At 35.8% G+C, this 20,714-nt stretch carries 14 protein-coding genes; 8 read left to right on the forward strand and 6 right to left on the reverse strand.

Annotated features, from left to right (window positions below):
* Window positions 1-182 precede the first annotated feature (182 nt).
* Together cas13b and J7604_RS09175 are read right to left on the reverse strand one after the other, a co-directional pair.
* Window positions 183-3,695 (reverse strand): type VI-B CRISPR-associated RNA-guided ribonuclease Cas13b, encoded by a 3,513-nt coding sequence (gene cas13b, locus J7604_RS09170; protein WP_293894478.1) that lies wholly within the window; start codon window positions 3,693-3,695, stop codon window positions 183-185.
* 102 nt (window positions 3,696-3,797) lie between these two features.
* Window positions 3,798-4,175 carry a helix-turn-helix transcriptional regulator gene (locus J7604_RS09175; protein WP_293894481.1) on the reverse strand — a complete coding sequence of 126 codons (378 nt, stop codon included), beginning with the start codon at window positions 4,173-4,175 and terminating at the stop codon, window positions 3,798-3,800.
* A 286-nt stretch (window positions 4,176-4,461) separates the two neighbouring features.
* Here J7604_RS09175 and J7604_RS09180 point away from each other — a divergent pair, with 286 nt between their 5' ends.
* Together J7604_RS09180 and J7604_RS09185 are read left to right on the forward strand one after the other, a co-directional pair.
* The gene (locus J7604_RS09180) at window positions 4,462-4,794 is read left to right on the forward strand and encodes a hypothetical protein (RefSeq protein WP_293894484.1); all 333 of its coding nucleotides are present in this window, start codon (window positions 4,462-4,464) and stop codon (window positions 4,792-4,794) included.
* Between the two features lie 149 nt (window positions 4,795-4,943).
* Window positions 4,944-5,333, forward strand: coding sequence for a response regulator (locus J7604_RS09185; protein WP_293894487.1), 390 nt, complete (start codon window positions 4,944-4,946; stop codon window positions 5,331-5,333).
* Between the two features lie 587 nt (window positions 5,334-5,920).
* Here the strand turns inward: J7604_RS09185 and J7604_RS09190 are convergent.
* On the reverse strand, window positions 5,921-6,940 hold the full coding sequence (locus J7604_RS09190; protein WP_293894490.1) for a hypothetical protein: 1,020 nt from the start codon (window positions 6,938-6,940) through the stop codon (window positions 5,921-5,923).
* Between the two features lie 476 nt (window positions 6,941-7,416).
* Here J7604_RS09190 and J7604_RS09195 point away from each other — a divergent pair, with 476 nt between their 5' ends.
* Both J7604_RS09195 and J7604_RS09200 read left to right on the forward strand, forming a co-directional pair.
* Complete coding sequence (locus J7604_RS09195; protein WP_293894493.1) at window positions 7,417-7,962, forward strand: hypothetical protein; 546 nt, start codon at window positions 7,417-7,419, stop codon at window positions 7,960-7,962.
* Window positions 7,959-8,189, forward strand: a complete 231-nt coding sequence (locus tag J7604_RS09200; RefSeq protein WP_293894496.1) for a T9SS type A sorting domain-containing protein — start codon at window positions 7,959-7,961, stop codon at window positions 8,187-8,189. Before J7604_RS09195 ends, J7604_RS09200 begins: the two co-directional genes overlap by 4 nt.
* Before the next feature lie 121 nt (window positions 8,190-8,310).
* On the opposite strand, the gene J7604_RS09205 is transcribed toward J7604_RS09200, so the two are convergent.
* From J7604_RS09205 to J7604_RS09215, 3 genes are all read right to left on the reverse strand, one after another.
* Window positions 8,311-8,961, reverse strand: a complete 651-nt coding sequence (locus tag J7604_RS09205) for a WG repeat-containing protein (RefSeq protein WP_293894499.1) — start codon at window positions 8,959-8,961, stop codon at window positions 8,311-8,313.
* A 31-nt stretch (window positions 8,962-8,992) separates the two neighbouring features.
* Complete coding sequence (locus J7604_RS09210; protein ID WP_293894502.1) at window positions 8,993-9,559, reverse strand: zinc-ribbon domain containing protein; 567 nt, start codon at window positions 9,557-9,559, stop codon at window positions 8,993-8,995.
* Between the two features lie 192 nt (window positions 9,560-9,751).
* The gene (locus J7604_RS09215; protein WP_293894505.1) at window positions 9,752-10,312 is read right to left on the reverse strand and encodes a hypothetical protein; all 561 of its coding nucleotides are present in this window, start codon (window positions 10,310-10,312) and stop codon (window positions 9,752-9,754) included.
* 531 nt (window positions 10,313-10,843) lie between these two features.
* Between J7604_RS09215 and J7604_RS09220 the strand changes: the two genes are divergently transcribed.
* The 4 genes from J7604_RS09220 to J7604_RS09235 all read left to right on the forward strand — a co-directional run bounded on the left by J7604_RS09220 (window position 10,844) and on the right by J7604_RS09235 (window position 20,699).
* Window positions 10,844-11,536: a heavy metal transporter gene (locus J7604_RS09220; protein ID WP_293894508.1), complete on the forward strand. Its 693-nt coding sequence runs from the start codon at window positions 10,844-10,846 to the stop codon at window positions 11,534-11,536.
* A 271-nt stretch (window positions 11,537-11,807) separates the two neighbouring features.
* On the forward strand, window positions 11,808-14,438 hold the full coding sequence (locus tag J7604_RS09225) for a T9SS type A sorting domain-containing protein (RefSeq protein ID WP_293894511.1): 2,631 nt from the start codon (window positions 11,808-11,810) through the stop codon (window positions 14,436-14,438).
* Window positions 14,439-14,766: 328 nt separating this feature from the next.
* Window positions 14,767-15,261, forward strand: a complete 495-nt coding sequence (locus tag J7604_RS09230) for a hypothetical protein (RefSeq protein ID WP_293894514.1) — start codon at window positions 14,767-14,769, stop codon at window positions 15,259-15,261.
* Window positions 15,262-15,299: 38 nt separating this feature from the next.
* Window positions 15,300-20,699, forward strand: a complete 5,400-nt coding sequence (locus J7604_RS09235) for an Ig-like domain-containing protein (RefSeq protein ID WP_293894517.1) — start codon at window positions 15,300-15,302, stop codon at window positions 20,697-20,699.
* Window positions 20,700-20,714: the final 15 nt, after the last annotated feature.

Consider the following 20,714-nt stretch of genomic DNA (forward strand, 5'->3'; position numbering starts at 1 on the left):
TAAGAGCCTTAACAACTTTGAATTACAACACGGTCTCAATGTTCTTGTTGTTTTTACCCTTCAACTTAAGAGCCTTAACAACCTATCTTAGACATTTGGTTAAATTATAGAATTTTATGTCTGTTTTTGTTAATCTAAAATCCAACATTTTTCACTGTTTAAGATAAAATTTACTCCATTTTTTAATTCCTGATTATTCCAAATTCATCTATTATATTTTGAGTCACCTTTAAGAAATATTCACTGTAACTTTGAACCGTCGATTTGGAACATAAGTCAAGCATTAGATTCAAACTTTCCTTGTCAGGGAATTGATTGTGTGCGAATTTATTTCTGATAAGAATCAGTATATACGCCTTTACTAAATTTGAAGACTTACCTTTTATGGCATCAGCTTTTATACCTTCAAACTTTTCATTCAAAAACCAATCAATTTCATCTGCAGGTGCAAGTTGTTGTTTCTTAATGATTCCATTGATAATGTATTTCTTAAAGTTTGGACAATTTTTTTCCTCAAAGTTTGTAGGATGATTTTGCCCATCAAAGCCTTCCTGATCCAATATATGCTTTTCAAGATTTTGGATTTCTTTTAATAACTTTTCTCTTCTAATTACCTCATAAGATGATGATTTTAATTCCATTTCATCTTCAAGTTCCTGTTTGTTCCAAACTCTTTCAGGGGCATAGCTGAAAAGCTTTTTTACTCGTTCATCATTAAGAAACCTTTTAAACTTCCCTATTTCTTTGAGCTTTACACTAGGTTCATACAATTGGCCTTCGGAGTATGGTACAGTCTTATTCCAGATAAAATTTTCATTCACAATATTATCTGACTTATCCCCATTGTTCCTTTGACTTTGCAGCAAAGCTTTACTTCTAATCTCTTTCCGTTCCTTTTGTGTTTGATAAAAGTCTTTTAATGTAAGATTTGCATTGTTGTCAAATATATCTTGAAAGAGTTTGTCTGCTATTAATTTAAGAAACAGATCTTGGGTTTTTACTTTCTTAATCTTAAGATCCTGCTTCATTTTCAGTAGATTCAATTGAGCCTCTTCTGTTAATCCTTTTTTGTTTTTCTTAAAATCAGGGTCATTATCTAATTCTCTTTTTGAAAGGTCAATGTAACTTCTTTCTAGAGAATAGAAACTTTGGAATTGATGCGTACCTTTATAAGAATATCTATACCAATCGGCAAAATCATTTGGACTATCTTCAACTTTTTTATCCTTAATGAAAGTAGGTTTTGGATCAAATATTCCTCTTGGGAAAGCAACAGGTTTAGATAATAATAATGTCTTTTGTTTGTCAATTGATCTGATGATATATTGTCTTTTATTAAATAAAATATCAACTTCTTTGTGGACTTTTTTCATCACTGAAGGCTGTCCTTTAAAATTACTAATTGAGTTATGAAGCCCTGATAAAACTTCATTCCGCATATTTAGATATGCCCAGTAGAAATCTTCAAATTTACTTTGATTAAATAAATCTTTAATGGATTGTCCCCAATATGGCCCTTCATTCATTTTCCAGAAACTTTCTAATAATGAAAATGCCTCTTCTTTTCTCAAATCATAAAAAGCTAGGGTATATTGTAAATGGCTTTGATGTCTCCCTTTCCAATTTTCTCTGGATTTAGTCGGCATAAATCTAATGATATCATCAGCAAGCCATATGGCTTCTTGTCCCTGAATTTTAAGTGAAAATACAGGACATTGTTTCTTTTGGGCCTCAGCCAGACAATCTTTAATTAGTTCTCTCTTCTCATCTGTTTCTTTAAGATCCTTATCTATTGTTTTTAATAATTTCTCATAATCTAATTGATCTATATCAATGGCACCCTTAAGTTTTTGCGGAATTCTGGAATTTACTTCTTCTGATTTTGGCTGGAACCTGTCTATTGTTTCAAATTGCTCAACATATTTTTCAATTATAACTTTTTCTATATCATCAGTTGATTTACCATTGTGTAATAGCTCATATAATAGGGCAGGTAGTTCATTAATGCTAAGAAGGGCCATCGGTTCTCCTGTCTTTATTTCGCTATTAGAGCCTTCACTAATAATTTTAAGGATTTCTTCTTTGTTAGGTTTTCCGTTAGACCGGATCTTACGTTTTTCTAGATCATTTCTCTTCTCTTTAATTTGCGCAATCCTACTGGAAATTTTATTGGCTTTTCCTTTTATTAAAAATGTTATTGGAATATTATTGTCAATAATGCAATAGGAAGGATTAGGGAATATTTTCCATGAGTTTCTATCGACTTCAGTTGAAACAAAAAACTCTGTTTTAAGTCTGGTGACTTCTGATAGCTTTCCGAATACATTAATCCTTTCCTTAATTTGTCTATCTGTCTTTAGTTTTGTCCCTTCTATATCTTTAGTTCTGCTATCGTGCACATAATTGCCAAAATGAATTTGGAAACGCAAAGATTTAAAATTGGCAAATTCATCGAGGTAACGTAGAGCTAAGTATGCAAATTTGTTATCATACCTTTTTCTGATAACAGGATGTACAACAATTGAGTCATTTAACGACTCAATTTCTTTTCTTTCAGTAATGTAGCCATTGACGTCTTCCAGAAATTCTTTTCTTCTTTCTTCAGATAAAACCTGATATACTTCATCTGGAACTTTACTTAGCTCATCTGCAATTTGGATCAGCAATGCTTCCTTAGTGAATGACTTATTTAACTTATGTTCTACTCCGTTATTTTGTAATGCTTCTTTAGAAAACGTGGTGTTAAGTTTTGTCTTTAAACCTTTATAGGACAAGTTTGAATATACCCAATGAGTTGCCATGAATCTTAAGCTATTGTTCATGGGGGAGATTTCAATTTCTTCCTTCTTTCTTATTTTCTCTTTATAGCCATGTATTCTAGATCTAAAATCTTCCCCCTGTTTTTTGGTCAAGAACATAGATATAAGAAATACGAGACCACTTCTGGATAAATTTTGGCCATTCACTGAAGGAGTATTGCATTGGGAAATATGAATATCCTTTACTTTATAAACTTTATTTTCTTTGTATAAAAGATAATTAAATGATTCATTCAAAACGGAACTATAAATATCATCAGGATTTAAACTGACTTTTTCTCCCTCTGCCTTTCTTCTCTTTAAATCAGCCAGCTTTAATTTGATTAGAATATTAACTTCTTTCGTCAATTCTTTTTTTAGCAACTCACGGGTTTTGTCACTTTTCATCCTTTTCTTTCGAACAGTGAGGCATGTATTCAAAAATACTTCATCAAGGAAAGGATATATTTTGGGGTCTATGCTTAGTGGAGAATGATAATAATGTGTGTAATAATTTCTTAAATCTTCAATGGTCTTAAGTAAGCACAGAAGCATTTCCAAAAAATATTTTCTTTTTGAATCTTCCTTTTCTGAATCATTAAAATTGGAAAATCTATTATGAGTTACTGGTAAATCCAGGTAATGGACAACTGGGAAATAAAGTTTTAAAAAATTTACCTGTGCTTCCCATTGTGCATATGCGATATCCAGCTTAAAAACATTCTTCAGAATTAAGGAAGTATTATTCTCCTTTGATGGTTGATATTTAATTTTCAAAGCCTCAATAGCCTGATCAATATTATTTTTGGCAAGATTAAAGTAGCCTCCCAAATAATGTTTATCTTCTTGACTTTGGTGGTTATAATAAATTCTGTTTGCAGAGATTGAATTTTCCATTTAAAAATCTGATTTAAAATATCCCTTAATAATAACTAATTTAAACAAAAAAGCCGACTCTCTCGACCCGGCTTTATTTTAAATATCTCAAAAGAATAATACTTACTTTCCTTCTCTTAACCTCTCATTCTCTCTCTGCAAATATTCAATCTTATCCTCCAACAACTTTATCTTATCTTCATAAAGCTTCTTCATATCATCAGGAAAGCTATTGTGAAACGGACCGTGGTTAGGGCCATTATAAACATCTCTATTATTCATGATGTTGAAAATCTTCTTCTCATCAAAATTCAGAATATCCGTCACTGTTAGATCCAGCGCCTTAGCAATCTGTTCAAGTCTGTCATGACTCACATCTGTTTCATCTCTTTCGATTTTTCCATAAGCATTGGTGCTGATGCCGAGTAGCTCAGCCATATGATCCTGCTTAAAATTCTTCAGCTCTCTGAGTTTTCTGATCTTGGTTCCAAGTGTTGTCATAGCTTTTCAAGAATGCGAAACCACTTTAAGTTGTTATAAAACAATCTGTTGGTTTCATAGGTAGTTTAATCCTTTAAAATTAGGGCTTTATCTTTACCATACAAAAACATCGAGTGCTTTTTTATGGTGATGGTGCCAGAAAATACTGTCATCATCGAAAAATAGGAACGACTAAAATCAGGCCCTCGTTATAAGTATCAGGTACCTGATATTAGTACAATGCCATTGTAATTAATTAGATGTTAGTTAATTACAAATGAATGTTTTGTCTTAAAAACAGCCAACTATGAAACTACAGAAATCGGCTACCGAACACATTGGCATTGTCCAGGCCAATGGAATAAGTGTACTGATAGATGAACATGTCTATCCTGTACAATACGAGTATCTGTGCTACACTTTTGCCCCCGGGCACAGACTTAAAGGTGAGCTCCGCATCGAACCCAACATTGTCCCAGGAAGCCGTGCTATATCACCCAGATACGGACTTGTCACGGTATTATACATTTCAAAAGGAATAGCTTACTTTAAAGAAAGGAAAAAGTGCTGTGAAGTAAGAGATCTGGCACCAATATCCGCTCCTATACTGGTTTTTATACCGCAAATACTGGCAACATGAGGAAGATCATTTTAAAACTATTGTTTCCGTTTTTTTATATCTATGATTTTGTAGTGCTTTTTTTTACAAGAAAAGGCATGTCCACCATTGAGCTCCTGATAAGAGTGGAGAACCTTGGTAAGCGTGACTGATTGAACCAACTTTTAGCTATGAAAATAAGAATCCTGTACCTCGATGACGAAGAGTACAATAGAAGATCTTTTTATGCGAACTTTCGCACCCGATATGAAGTTCAGCTCTGCTCCACAAACAGGGAAGTACTGGACCTTTTAGAGAAGGGAAATCAATACGACATCATCATACTGGATCAGTTCACACCTGATATTACAGGCTTTGATTTTTTGTATAACATAAAATTGCATTACGAACCGGTAAGGATAGTCATCACCGCTCATAAGGATAACAGCAAACTGAGAGAGGCAAGGAGGGAGGGGGAGATCTTTGACTTTCATGACAAGCCCTGGCTGGCAGAGGATCTGGAAGATATCATTCAGAGGGCAGTAAATTATATAAAATGGAAGCAGAACGCTATCTCGTAGAGACGCCATGCTGGCGTCTCTTTTTGAAGAAAGGGCTGTATTCTTTTGTTTTTGGGATTTGGTATTTAAATCTTGTCTAAGATAATGGAGAATTAAGTAGAATTATAAAAGACATAAATAACCTTTGCTTTGTCATGCTGAACTTGTGAAGCATCTGAGCTTTCAAAATGAATAGAAATAAGCTATCTAGCAGAATGGTAGTTTAAATAACAACTTTTTTTGTAATTATCAGATCCTTCGCAGGGCTCAGGATGACAAAGTAGCTGATTGTGGTTTACTAATTAATATTAAGTTGACGGCCATGTCCTTCAGGAGAAGGGTAGGGATGAGGTGTATTACCTTTGATATGTAAACTATATAACTAATCCGGTTTGTTTTTAAACAACTAAATTGAAAAAAGTAGGCCTGATGTTCGAATACAGAAAAGGATAAGCTTATTGAAATTGAACGTTTGAGACGCCATGCATGGCGTCTCAAACGTTCTACTTGTAGATGAGATCAGTTGTAGAGAAAGCTCTAGCTATATATAAAACAACAAAGGCTTTCATTAGAAAGCCTCTATTATTTGACGAAGTACAAACTGTTATTTATTTATCGCATCCGCAAAGTTCGTTTAGGTTGCTAGGACGAAGTGGGAAGTCATAAAACTGTCCCATGCCAGGTTCCATAAAGCCGAGGATATCTCCTGTTTTTGCATCCATTATTGTTTTTACATAAGCAAGTCTTGATACCTGTACTGCAGAGCCCGCTTTAACAATTCCAAATGGAATAGACAATACAATCGCATATTTTTCATCCTCAGCGCTAGCAGCTTTACTTACTTCTTCAGCAGTAACAAACTTTACGTTAGAATTGCAGGCATTTTTAACCTTCTCCTCATCAAGATTATCATGTTTGATATTATTATCAATGAGTAGGGTTTTACTCTTGATCCTTCCGCAATTCTGCTTTGCCATTACTTTAGCAAAGCTCTCAAAGTTTTTCTTCTTTTCGTTTTTGCTATTGTATTCCATATTGGCTTGCATTGCTCTGATAGCAAAAATTATATCACCTGCAGTATATTCAGAATTAGGCCCTGAGGAAGGAAGATATATTTTGTAATCAGCAAGGCTAGTGGTTTTATTGGCAAAAAGAGATCTTTCCATACGATCGTAATATAGAAAAGGAACACTAAGTGATGTACGTAATCCGTGGATTCCATTGTCTCCCTGAACTCTAATAAACAGCACTACATATTTGCCACGCTCAAGCGGACTGATGGCCTTAATTTCAGATGTTTTTTTGAACTCTATATTTTTGTTGAATTTCCAGTATTTCTCGACAGTAGGTTTAATGAGAGCATTGTAACTTTTTATATAGGCTAAATAATCATCTTTTTCTTTAATAGCTTCATCCTTTTTTTCTTGTTTCTTTGCTTTGTCAATTTTCTTTTGCAGATCAGCCATTTCTTCTGGATCTTCTTCAATAAGTTCCACCAGCAATGTTCGTGGAATAATAGCCGGGTAATCCTCTTTTCCCGCATTGATCTTATCGCTTATCTGTGCAAAAATCATGGTCGGTACAGCAAGCTGTAGAATGACAATCAGGAATAAATTTTTTAATTTCATAAATAAGGTTTTAAAAGTCTAAAAATATGCAAACCCAGTAAATGAATTTTTTTTATGTAAAAGTAAATATTACATCTCTTTCCTGAAGACGACAGCTTTTCTGGTGAAGGTCAATTTATGATTATCAAGGAAGGTTTATTTATTATCTTGTTGGAGATAAGACAGAAGTGATGTTTGCGGAAAGGAGTAATGAGGTGAAGGTCTATGTAAGTATAAGGTTGGTAACTTTAAAAGTACACGATAACATACGAACGAGGTATTGGTGAATTTGAAAATTATCTAAAAGCACGTATCATTATTGTTCAACCAGTTAAACTTTCTCCTATCAACGGCAAAGTCTTGTATAAGACTTTATTAGTTTTTATTTTTAGGCTTTTAAATGTTTTTTGCAGGATTAATCATTTTTTTTTAAGATTAATTTTTAGCATCAAGCAGATTCAAAATTTTTTATTAATGTCATCAAAACCAATATCCAAATGTTCAAACGTTACTCAGTATTCACATTTTTATTGTTATTTTTTTTTATTTCCAGGATCTCTATAGCGCAGCAGCTTCTTCCTGTTACGGAAGATTTTAATAATGCATCTGCGATTACATGGACGATCAATACGAATCCTAATGGTGTGTTCCAATTATGGAAAACGCAACCTGTTGGCGGGCTCGGCAATAGCGGAGTTCTTAGATATAACGATTATCGGTATATAATATCAGAAAACTCCGCCGAGTCACCTGAATTCAATTTCTCAGAAGCTGAAAATCCATATCTGGAATTTGATCTTGCGATTGTGAATTACTATCATTTTACTCCTCTTCTTATATTGTCTTTTGATTCTGGAAATGGATGGAAAGAACAGCATGGATGGAGTTCAGGGGTTACAATTTTATCTCATGACGAGTTCCAAATCGATAGTATTAAATCTCAAACTATAACTCCTAATGATTCCGTTTGGATTCCTTATCATGATTCATTTTATGTGGCGGTTAAGTTGTGGCAAGTACTTTATCTCCGGCTACTCAAATGAAGATTCAGTTGTTCCCAAACCCTTCTAAAGAGAGTATCACCATTCGAATTCCGGAAAAAGAATCTTATTTTATTCAGGTTTTTGACGGCATGGGCAATAAGGTCAGAAGCTTTATCACAGACGCTAGCGAGATACAATTGGATTTAAGACAATTTCAGTCTGGTGCTTACTTTATTGAAGGCGTTGGTGGCAGTAAGAAATTCTCGCAGAAGTTTATCATCGAATGATGTCCAGAAGCTATCTCATTCTGTAAGGGTAACTTTAATACTTTACAAGTTCATAGGGATAGGATATTATTTTTCCTCCTTATGAGCTTGCGAAGAATGGTATGGTGTATCAAAGGGGACATTACTTTACATATTGATTTCCGCAGTAATCTATATAAAAGACCTTGTTTTCTTGCCTTACCTTAAGCAATCCTGCAGATATGTAGTCTCTGTAGTTATAATAAATATCATCATAGATAACGGGTATCAATAATTTGCCATTGGCATCAATTATTCCATATTTATTGTCTTTTTTTACTCTGAAAGGGAATTCTTTGTAATAAAAATCCGGATGGTAGATTTCATCGTAGAGGCAATTGATAATAACAGTAGAGTCAAGCTTTATCCCCTTTTTATCTCCTTCTTCAAATTCTTTATATACAGGTTCTTTATACTCTCTCACTTGTTCTATCTCATCTGGGTTAAACTTAAAGACAGGTTTTCCTGATTTATCAATTCTATAGTATTTATCTTTCAATTTTACTGTTGCAAAATCAGCTTTTCCATAGATCTTGTCTTTATTGAAAATATAATAAAGCATATTGATTACGAATGGTTCCGCGTCATCAAATTTTGGAGCAATTACAATACGTCCCTCTTTATCACAAAAGCCAAATTTACCTTTTACCAGAATTGGTATAAGGTCTGCCTTTAGACAGTCATCCTGTTTCTGAGCAAATGATGTATTGATCAGTAAATGTAGCAGTGCAAGAAAGGTAAATAGAAACTTCATATTAAGATTCATATAGATTGATGATTTATTTTCAGGAATTTTTACGCTTAGCTTTTTCTACAAGGTTTTTATAGTATTTTGATTTGTCTGGTTTGTTTATTTCCTGATAGATCTCGGAGAGGCGCTCCATGTCCTGAATCGTTAATTTTTCTTTTTCTTTCAGTAATATTGATAATTCATTATTTAATTGTTTTTCCTCTCTAACTTCTTGTCTGCATTTTAGACAATGCTTCGGTTTTGATTGTATCCAAAAACGTAGGGTCTCATACCAATACTTCTGTTCTTCTTTTTTGAAGACATACACCTCACGACATTTCTCGCATGTCTTCTCAAGGTCAATATAGGCTAGGTTAGGATCAAAGTCACAGTATAATTGAACATCAGGATTTCCCATTAAGGCCTTGCCAGATTCAAAACAGCTATCACAGGCCCATTGAAAGTTTCCATGTATTAAATCCTCTTTCTTAAGAGAGGAAACAGTTCCCCAAAGCCAGACCTTTCTCCCCAGAGTCCTTTTAAGATTTGAGTCGTAAACATCTCCTTTACAGCCAGGGCAAGTCAAACTTTTATTTTTTACACTTGATTTATTTTTCTTCACTCAAGTTATCTGTTATGTCTTAGGCAAATGGGTTATATTATCAATTGCTGTCCTACTTCTGAAAAGCAATAGTCAAGAATTTGATGATCCTCTTTTGTTATGGAGATTGAAATTACACATATTTTTTGACTATCAGATCCTTTCCAGGGTTAAGGTAGAAGTGCATATCTTTTAAAAATTTATAAAATAACATTACTGGTTGTTATAATCTGTTTTTCCTTCTTCCTGTTTTAAATTCCTGCGGTTGAAAAAGTCATCCATATATATACTTTTATAGATGTTGATAATTGCAATGCTTAAACTTCCAAAAATCCCGCATCCAATTGTAATGGCTAAAAATCGATCAGTGAATGAATCATTACCCTCACTTATCCATCCTCTGTAAAAGGCAATCGTTTCTGTAAAAGCAAGTACAGGAATTAATCGCATCGCCCATATACGTCCCGATTCTTTTCTTTTGATAGTAGTAAATAAAAAATACATCAATAAGGTGGCTGTTATTGACTGAATTAAGTTTATCATAAAATGTAATTCACCAGAAATAAATCCAATTGGAACCGCCCATCTAGCTCTTGCTTTATCGAAATTTCTTGTCATCCACAGAATATACCTGAATGATTCAGAATACATAAGAGTAAAAACAACAAGTATAATTGAATTAGTTATTTTGGCTTTTATGTGTTGATTTTTATCTGTTTGATAATCGTGATAGCTGAGGATTCCAAGAAGTGTTAATGCGAAAAGTTTAAACATATTTTAATAGAATAAATTTGGGGCTATATACGCAAATATCGGATACATGCTGTTAAAAATATACAATTGAGGAAAAATCCACGTAGAGACGGCATGTTGGCGTCTCCTTTTGCAAAGGCCTCAATCTTAAATCTTTTAAGCTACTTTAACTGGTTAGCCAAAATGGGTATTTACACGATTAAGGGAAAAGCTTTATAGGAAAGGTTGATTGGTATTAAAATCCTGAGTTGCCATGCGAGTAGTTTCTACGGGTTTTCCCTGTTTTTCCTTCAGTTAAAATTGATATGTCCGCTTCTTTTTAAAAGCTGTATAAGAGGATATAACCAAACTCAATTTCAGTTTTTGTTTTCGCGAGATTAATAATGGTTTTGCTAAGAGCTTTAATGTCAGGCAGAATCAAGGCAGAAAGGAGAAAAAAGCTCTTCTGCATGTATTTGAGGGGAGAAAGTCTTATTTTTGAAAGATAAGAACTTAATTACCTGATTTTATTAATGATAATGGAAGTTCATTAAAGTTTAAATTGTAATCATTATGCGAAAGTTAATCCGTCCCACATATCCGAAAGAATTCAGCATAGGTTTTCTGTTACTTATATTTATTTTCTCTACCTTTTTGTCGCATCAGATATTTGACGTACCATTTCTAGAGATTAGAAATAGTAATGTTTATCCGGGAATGATTCTCGTTGGAGTTGCTGTGATTATTATGGTGCTGATTATCTGGGAAGAATTTTTGTTTCCTATAAAAATCAAAGAAGTAAATAACGAGATTGTTTTCAGAAACAGAAGGAATAAATTAAAAACTCAAGTGTTTATCTATTTATTCATTCCTGCAATATTCGGCTTTATATATTTTGAATACGAAATAAATCACATCCGATTTTTTCTGTGGGCTGCAGTTTGTATCATCGCTCCGGTGGTAGAGAAACTTGCTTCGGGTATCAACAACTATAATGATTTCCTTAAGCTTGCCAATGATTCTATAGAATTCAGAAATAACAAGAAGGTGGGTCTCATTAAGCTGAAAGATGTTCTTAATTTCAACTTAGTCAAAGATGATCATGGAGTCATTAAAAAGATTCAATTGCTAAAATTAAACAATGAAGAGGTTATTATAGATCTGGATGAAATGGAGCTTGAAGCGTTCTATGATACAATCAATAGCTACATTGCAAGTCATTATCAGCATATGCTGAGCAAAACTGCTGTAAGCAGTGTATCTTAATATTCAGATAAAAGGGATATAAAGTAAAGAAAGCATACTCAGAGAGTATGCTTTCTTCGTTTATGTGCTCATTATACACCTATTTTAGTGAGTTTGGCGAACTGACTAAAATGATAAATTAACTATATTTTTATACGTTTATTAATTCCAGAATACGGTTCATTCATTGCTATTATAACTTCATAAAGCTGATAATTTTTCAAGTTTTCCTCCCCGTAATTTAGCCTTACCGCAATTGCTTAATAACCAAATAAATAATTTTTTAGGAAACATGAAAGTAGTAAAACGCATCATCCTAGGATTGATGTGTCTGGGGAGTTCTTTGACTTACGCCCAGACTCAGCAAATCAATGGTCTGGCTGTCATTGTCGATTATCAAGACAAGTCTATTGACGAGACAGAACAGTACATTTACAATTTATTCAATCAGCCTGGATTTTCTGGTCAAGGACAAACATTGTCTATTCGTGATTATTACCTTTTGCAATCAAATGGCAAGGTTGAGTTAAATACTCAAGTTATCAGAGTGTCAATACCTCAGACTTCTACTTATTATCATTTGGAGAATGGGCATGGAGAGCAGTTTATGAGTGATATTGTAGATGCTATCAATGTTAAATACCCAAACGGATTTACCAATCTTACACCTCGTCCTTCAAATGGTACATTGTGGGGATTTACGATTATAGACAAAGCAGTTGTTGGGGCCGGTACTGCTGTGTCAGGGGGAGTTCAGGATGGCCTTTATATCAAGAGTAACAACTTGCCAATAAGGGTAGACAGAGTTAACAGACAAACTGCTCAGGATGAAAGATGGCATAGCGTACCGACTTTAGCACATGAAATAGGTCACGGAGTTTTTGATTTTGATGATCTTGATCAGGCATACAGCAACATGGGCTTCTTCTGCCTGATGGAAGGAGCTGGTAAAGTAGATCCGGGACCTTTGAATCCGGGATACAGATATAGAAACAACTGGTTCAATACTGTTATCGAGTTAAATCCTGCAGTTGGAGGCAACTATTCTCTAAGCGCTATTGATTATGATACTGTTTACAAGTATACCAACCCATATAATAGCAAAGAATATCTATTGATAACAAACTATTCTTTTAGTGGGCTTTTTCAAAGCATCTATTCACCGGAACAAGGTCTTGCTATATGGTATGTTAATGAAGAGTATGGCCTGGAAGAAGGGATTACTCCTAAATATCAGGTGAAATTAGTTCAGGCAGATGGACTGGATGAAATGCATGATGAAGATAGTCCGGACAGAGCAGGTGATGCGTGGGATATGTTTGATAATCTTACTTCTGTATTCTCTTCTGCTACTCATCCTATAAGATGGAAGAACGGAAGTGAAATTGGAATCAAGATTAAAAATATCAGTGCACCTGGTTATAAAATGACTTTTACAGTCGAGGCACAACCTAATTCAATTATTGCCCAGGTTAATCCTCAGGCAGGTGGAAATATATTCCCAAATGGTCTTATCAGACATAATGGAAGTCAGCCAGTATCATTCTCAATAGTTCCGGATTTCGGATATTCAATTCAGAATGTATTGGTTGATGGTGTTTCGGTAGGACAAGTTTCTCAATACACATTCAACTCCGGAATATATCATACCATCAATGCAACTTTTGTTAAAAATCCTGCTGTCGATCCGATCACTGCGCCTTGGTCTGCTGCGGATATTGGTGGTACCAATATGAGTTTTTCAGCTCAAAGAGGCAATCAATTCAGTGTCAATACAAACAGCGATGATATCTATTGGGGAGCAGATCAATTCCACTTTATCTATCAAACACTTAATGGTAATGGAGAAATCGTTGTTGAAGTTTCAGAGATGAAAGGTATTCATGAGTGGAGTAAAGCAGGGGTAATGATTAGGGAAACAACAGGAGCAAGTTCAAAGCATGTTATGTTGGTTCAGACGCCTTTAAAATATGTTAATCTTCAATACAGAACTGAAACTAATGGCGGATCAGAAAGCAATCCTTCTAATATCGAAGATCTTCATAGATACAGATTATATAAGTACTTAAAGTTAAAGAGAGAAGGTAATAAATTCACTGCGTATTGTAGCAGAAATGCATATACATGGGTGTTTATGGGCGAGATTACAATTCCTATGAATCAGCAAGTATATATTGGGCTTTGCACAGCAGGTCATGACCCAGATAAAAATGATCAGAAAAATTTCATAGTTAAATACAGCAATGTCCAAGTTACTGTTCCAACTGTAAGTGGTTTGTTCAGCCAATATCAGGTACCTCGTACGACAGGACTTCCAACTGGATTTAAGCAATACAGTAGAGTCTATAGCGTAGGTACTAATGGTCCCTTATTAAACAATGTATTTAATTCTGTAATTAACTGGTGGGGTAATTCAGGTAATCCCAATGCATTGTATCAGTTTAGTTTAGAGACGAATAATGGTAATCCACGTTATTATACTAATATTATTGATTATGCAACTTACCAATTTGCGAATGCTAATCCTGAAATCACTATCAATTCTACTATAGGCTTTGCGGGACTTCAGGGAAGTTATTGGGTGAACTTCTCAGGAAATGATCTTGTGCTTGTGAGAAAGACCGGTGATTACGCCGTTATCTTTACCAATATACCTGCAAGACAAGGAATACCAGACCTAAACGTAGTACCAGCAGAAGATTATCTAGTGTTCCCTAATCCATTTGTTGAAAATGCAACAGTTTTAATTCCTGCTTCAAAACAAGAAGTAAAAGTTGAAGTGTTAAATGCTTCCGGGAATCTAGTAGAAAGTACATCTGCAAATGATTCTTTCACATTGGGAGAATCATATGCTCCTGGCATTTACTTTATAAAACTGAATGACCAGACAAGTGTAAAAACTATCAAAGTGGTAAAAAGATAATGAGTAAGTAGATAGTATTTTTTTAATAAATGCAATAGTATATTTTTTAGCCTCCGCAGTTTCATGCTCGGAGGCTTTTCTTTTTGTGACAGGAGATCATTTATGGGTTCATTATTGGCAAGTCTGACAGAGTTTAATTAAAACAATGCTGAATATCCTTTTGAGGAATATTTTTTTATTTTTTAAGGTATTAAGGATCAATATAATGTCTTTAGTAAATATCATAATGTAACAAAGGTTACAAAGTTTTGCTGGAGTGAAACATATTTTTAACCTGCAGCCAAAGTGGTTGATTTTTTTTTACTAAAATTTTAAAACAAAAATGCCTATGAAAGAAAAAAACTGGCGGACAATTCCTGCTTTGTTCATTTTGGTCATTTCTGTAAGCTCCTGTAGTGTCCAGACTCAGGGAGCCTATGGAAGTTCCCGAAAGGTATCTAAAGCAACATTGCGCGCCTACAGAAAAGATCCACACTGGATTTCAATGATGAACGACTCTTCAGCGAACTATTATGATATTTTGCTGGCGTATGACCAATTCTGGAAAAAACGGCCAGAGCCGAATCCAGAAGAGGAGTTTGAGAGAAAACAAAACGAAAAAGAAGGTAAAGAAGAAGAGGAGGAAGAAGAGGAAAACAAGAGAAGTCTTGTTGGAAGGCTATTCCATTCTGAAGAGAAGGACGTTGCAGAAAGCTCCCAATACATGATTGAATATAAAAAATTCAAAACATGGAAAAAAGATGTACTTCCCTATGTACAGCCTGATGGCAGCATCCTTACTCAAGCTCAAAGACTTGATATTTACAAAAATCAGAGGCCTTAATTCTTATTTCTTTATTCCCAAAATTTAAAAAGACAATAATGAAACCATTAATACGATTTGCATTAATAATTTTACTGTTAAGCGCTTATCCCTTTACTATAAGGGCCCAGAAATGGGAACCTGTTGGTTATGAATTCCCACTGAACAGAATGGGGCAGATCAACGGAATTGAAAGGACTACTCAATTAAAATTTCACCCTACGGATCCGAAGATTCTATATGGCGTCACTGCTAATGGAGGACTCTTTATAAGCAAAGATGAAGGGGCTAATTGGTCACCAACGGGCACGGACAATTTACCTTTTAGTCAAGTCGCAAGTGTGTGCATAGACTATACGAATCCAAGAACCATGTATATTGGTACAGGTGATCCAAACTATTATGGCACAAGTCTTGGAATTTATAAAAGTATAGACGGTGGACAGACATGGACTAGCAGTACCAGTGGTCTTGGCACTAACTTGGCGGTAGAGATATTAATGTCTCCATCTGATAACAATGTTCTGATTGCTGCTACAAATAGTGGAATCTACAAGTCCACCAATGCAGGTGCTTCTTGGACTGTTAAGAAAAGTGGTGGTGAGTTTAAGGACATGATTTTTAAACCAGGGACAGGTTCTACAACCATTTATGCTGTAACAAACAATGAGTTTTGGATTTCCACCAATATGGGAGACTCTTGGACTCAGGTTTCATTACCTACAACTACCGGTATTATTAATGGAGGAAGGATAGGGGTGAGCCCATCTAACCCGAATATAGTCTATCTAACCTTTGTAGGGGAACACTTGGAAACGAATGACGTTCCGTATTTACAGGAAGAAACCCCTATTTTAAAATCAACTAACAGCGGTTCATCTTTTTCTGTAATCAAACCAGCAGGTCCTCCAAACCTGAATGGGTATGGTCCAAACAGTGGAGGACAGCGCAATTATAACTATGATATTACAGTAGATCCCCTGAATAGCAATACCCTTTATGTTGTGGGACATTGCGTATGGAAGTCAACAGATGGAGGTGTAACATGGGTACAGAAGAGTGAGTGGGCCAATAAAGTACACACTGATATGCACCATATTGTGTTTTCTCCATTTGATGCTACCAAGCTGTATAATGCCAATGACGGTGGAATTTGGGTAAGCACAGATGGCGGTTGGGGCTGGACACAAAAAAGTGATGGTCTTGCAGGGTTTGAAATATACCATGCTGCTGCCAGTCCGATTAAAAGAGCAATCCTTGATGTAGGAACTCAGGATAATGGGGAAGCTACATTTAACGGTAAACAATGGGTAACTATTGGTGGTGGAGATAATGGAGATCGTTTTTCTTTCGGTTATTACAGTTGGGATGAAGTCTATTCCCATAACGGAAATGGCTCAAGGAAAACACTTTCAACAGGGAATTCTTCATCTCTTGATTTTCCGTTCTCTTCAAATCAAAGCGGAAATGACGTTGAAATGGAATTTACGGCATTAAACCCAAATCTTGCTTTCATCGCACAGAATGACGTTTACAGGACAACAACACTGGGGTCTTCACCAAGCTGGACAAAAATTAATTCAACAACTTTTGGAAGTGTTAAAGCATTAGCACTGTCTCCGACAGATGCGAATGTGTTGTATGTGGTAACCGCAGATGGTAAAATAAGAAGAAGCGACAATGCACAGGCAGCTTCACCAACTTTTGTTACTTATAATACACCCGCACCTGTAAATGTAATGGCAAGTGTTGCAGTTATAAAAAGCAATACTAATATCGTGTATATGAGCTGCGGAAGCCGTGTTTTCAGATCTGCAGACAGAGCTGCCAGCTGGACGGAGATAACAGGTTCATTGCCATTGGTAAATATTTATAAAATTCATCATGATGCTTTCAGCACCGATGAGTCAGTTTATATAGGAACAGCTAAAGCTGTCTACTATAGAAATTCAGGCATGTCATCGTGGTTAAACTATTCTGCGGGTCTTCCGACTATTGCAGATATTAATGATTTTATGATGTTTAATGATGGTACTCAGAATTCTGAGATATACGTTGCATTTAGAGGCAGAGGCGTTTGGAGGTCTTCTTTATATGGAAAAGCACCTGTATTAAGAGAACCGGAAAATCCGTCTTTATCTGTAAATGGACTTTCTTATAAATACTATGAAGGTACATGGAGTTTTATGCCTAACTTCAATTCTCTTGCAACTGTAAAAACTGGTTCTGTGACTAACTTTGATCTTACTCCAAGAAACAAAGACGGTCAGATCGGTTTTGTGTATACAGGTTACGTGAATGTTCCAACAGATGGTCAATATACATTCTATACTTCATCTGATGACGGAAGCCAGTTGTTTATAGGAAAGACGCTTATTGTGAACAACGATGGAGAACATGCAGCTACAGAGAAATCAGGAAGTCTTGGATTAAAAGCTGGTAAACATGCTATCACTGTTTATTACTTCAATAATCAGCCTTCAATTGGTCTATCAATCAGTTATTCCGGCCCTGGAGTCACCAAACAAGTGATACCAGCAACTGAGCTTTTCAGAAATCCGGATGCCGTTGCCTGTACAGGAACTGGTTCAATAACAAGAGAATTCTGGGCATCAGTTGAAGGTCAATCGGTAGATCAGATCCCCGTAGCTACAACTCCTACATCGCAAACCAATGTGACTTCAATAGAAGAGGTTGTAAATCAGGATAACAATTTTGGTGTACGTCAAAGAGGTTATATCTGTGCTCCTTATACCGGTGCATATAAATTCTGGATTGGAGGCGATGAAAGCACTGAACTATGGTTAAGCTCTAGCGAAAGTCCGGCAACTAAAGTAAGAATTGCTTATGCCGAAAAATCAACAGGACTAAGAGATTGGTTTAGATACCCGACTCAGGAATCTGCCACTATTAATCTTGTGGCTGGCCAGAAATATTATATTGAGGCCTTGCTAAAAGAAAGTACTGTAGACGATAATTTATCTTATGGCTGGCAATTGCCGACCGGGGAATTTGAAAGACCAATTCCTGCAAGCAGGCTTTCTCCAATGGATTTTACCAATAAAATTCCTGTGGTAACAATGACTCCCGGTCCTAAGGCGATCTTCGTGACAGGATCCAACATAACTTTTACTGCGACTGCCACAGATCCTGACGGCTCTATTGCAAAAGTTGAGTTTTATAAAAATGGAGTGAAGATTGGAGAAGACCTTACAAGTCCGTATACAATTACGCTTTCCAATGTTGCCCAAAGCAGTTTTCACATTGTTGCAGCAGCAACTGATAATCTTGGAGTAATAGGAGCGTCTCAGGCATCCGCTGTTCAAGTGGTTGATCTTTCTCTTAGAAATCCTGAAAATCCCGCAAGTACTCAGTCAGGTTTGGATTATTACTATTATGAAGGCGGATGGGGAAGTCTCCCTGATTTCAGCTCGATGACCGCGGTTGAAACAGGAACTATAGCAAACTATGACCTTAGTCCGAGAAATATTGATGATAATTTCGGATTTAGCTTTAAAGGCTATATAAGTGTTCCTACAGATGGAGTTTACGTATTTTATACTGACTCAGATGATGGAAGCAGGTTATATATAGGAAATGAACTCGTTGTTGATAATGACGGATTACATGGTGCTGGTAACCCTGCAACAGGAATGATTGGCCTGAAGGCTGGTAAACATGCAATTACAGTAAACTATTTTGAGCTTGGAGGTGGTGAATCATTAAATGTTTACTATGAAAGTGTAGGAATTGCCAGACAGCTTATCCCTGCAGCCAGTCTGTTCAGAGTAGTGCCGGGAGTTCCTCCGACAGTAAGCATTACAGCTCCATTGAATAATGCTACGTTTACAGCTCCTGCTTCGGTAACTATCAATGCAAATGCTGCAGACAGTGACGGAAGTATTGCAAAGGTTGAATTCTATCAGGGAACTACAAAGCTGGGTGAAGATTTAACATCTCCATATAGCTATAGCTGGACAAATGTAGCAGCAGGTTCTTATACACTTAAAGCTATTGCTTATGATAATTCTTCTTTAAGCACTACATCTTCGTTGATCAATATTACTGTTTCTGGAGGAAATGTAGCGCCAACTGTAAGTATTACAGCCCCATTGAATAATGCTACATTTACAGCCCCAGCAAGTGTAACTATCGATGCCATTGCTTCAGATAGTGACGGTAGTATTTCAAAAGTGGAGTTTTATCAAGGTACTACAAAACTTGGTGAAGATTTGACATCTCCATATAGCTACAGCTGGACGAGTGTTGCAGCCGGAAGTTATACGCTTAAAGCAATCGCTTATGATAATGCTTCTGCAAGTACGACTTCATCGTTGATCAATATTACAGTTTCTTCAGGAAATGTTGCACCGACAGTGAGTATTACTTCTCCATTGAACAATGCAACGTTTACAGCTCCTGCTTCGGTAACTATCAATGCAAATGCTGTAGACAGTGACGGAAGTATTGCAAAGGTTGAATTCTATCAGGGAACTACAAAGCTGGGTGAAGATTTAACATCTCCATATAGCTATAGCTGGGCGAGTGTTGCAGCTGGAACTTATACACTTAAAGCGATAGCTTATGATAATGCTTCAGCAAGTACAACGTCTTCTTTGATCAATATTACTGTTTCTGGTGGGAATGTCGCACCAACTGTAAGTATTACAGCGCCATTGAATAATGCTACATTTACAGCACCTGCAAGTGTAACTATCGATGCCAGTGCTTCAGATAGTGACGGTAGTATTTCAAAAGTGGAGTTTTATCAAGGTACTACGAAACTTGGTGAAGATTTGACATCTCCATATAGCTACAGCTGGACGAGTGTTGCTGCCGGAACTTATACTCTTAAAGCGATTGCTTACGATAATTCAAGCGCTAGCACGACTTCGGCACTTATCAATATAACTGTAAGCGGAACTAGCACAGCTGATATTATTGGTCCGGATTGCGGTACTGTTAATGGTTCAGCACAACTTGAACTTAATTCTGCTAATACAACCGGAGCGACAGCTTATAACTGGTATGCCAATACTTCTGTTCAGAGTATAACACCTGTAAGCGGTCAACCATATAAAGTAAATGTCCTTTATGGCTCTAGCTTTACTGGTGGACAGTTCTGTGTTGGTGTTAATTACAGCGGAGCTCCTTACTATAAGCAGTATTGCAAAAATATAACTGTTTGCTCTACGCTTAGAGTTGATGAATATGCAGAAGAAACTGGAACTTTGGTGATCTCACCAAACCCTTCTGAAGAGGTGTTTACTCTGAAGCCTGGTAGAGCAGTGGCACAAATAATTGTTACTGATATTGCCGGCCATATCACTTTCACTCAAAGTGAAGTAGAGAAAGGTAAAGCTGTTGAATTTGGAAAAGAGTTCTCTGCTGGAGTTTATGCAGTTACTGTTAAATATAAGGATGGAAGTTCTGAATCTGTAAAGGTTATTAAGAAATAACTCCTTTAGTATAAT

Origin of the sequence: Sporocytophaga sp. (assembly GCF_017745095.1) — a bacterium.
GTDB lineage: Bacteria > Bacteroidota > Bacteroidia > Cytophagales > Cytophagaceae > Sporocytophaga.

Bases quoted from the DNA above. Each gene is read 5' to 3' on its own strand.
- cas13b (WP_293894478.1), bottom strand. From the start codon at position 3,695: ATGGAAAATTCAATCTCTGCAAACAGAATTTATTATAACCACCAAAGT.
- J7604_RS09175 (WP_293894481.1), bottom strand. From the start codon at position 4,175: ATGACAACACTTGGAACCAAGATCAGAAAACTCAGAGAGCTGAAGAAT.
- J7604_RS09180 (WP_293894484.1), top strand. From the start codon at position 4,462: ATGAAACTACAGAAATCGGCTACCGAACACATTGGCATTGTCCAGGCC.
- J7604_RS09185 (WP_293894487.1), top strand. From the start codon at position 4,944: ATGAAAATAAGAATCCTGTACCTCGATGACGAAGAGTACAATAGAAGA.
- J7604_RS09190 (WP_293894490.1), bottom strand. From the start codon at position 6,940: ATGAAATTAAAAAATTTATTCCTGATTGTCATTCTACAGCTTGCTGTA.
- J7604_RS09195 (WP_293894493.1), top strand. From the start codon at position 7,417: ATGTTCAAACGTTACTCAGTATTCACATTTTTATTGTTATTTTTTTTT.
- J7604_RS09200 (WP_293894496.1), top strand. From the start codon at position 7,959: ATGAAGATTCAGTTGTTCCCAAACCCTTCTAAAGAGAGTATCACCATT.
- J7604_RS09205 (WP_293894499.1), bottom strand. From the start codon at position 8,961: ATGAAGTTTCTATTTACCTTTCTTGCACTGCTACATTTACTGATCAAT.
- J7604_RS09215 (WP_293894505.1), bottom strand. From the start codon at position 10,312: ATGTTTAAACTTTTCGCATTAACACTTCTTGGAATCCTCAGCTATCAC.
- J7604_RS09220 (WP_293894508.1), top strand. From the start codon at position 10,844: ATGCGAAAGTTAATCCGTCCCACATATCCGAAAGAATTCAGCATAGGT.
- J7604_RS09225 (WP_293894511.1), top strand. From the start codon at position 11,808: ATGAAAGTAGTAAAACGCATCATCCTAGGATTGATGTGTCTGGGGAGT.
- J7604_RS09230 (WP_293894514.1), top strand. From the start codon at position 14,767: ATGAAAGAAAAAAACTGGCGGACAATTCCTGCTTTGTTCATTTTGGTC.
- J7604_RS09235 (WP_293894517.1), top strand. From the start codon at position 15,300: ATGAAACCATTAATACGATTTGCATTAATAATTTTACTGTTAAGCGCT.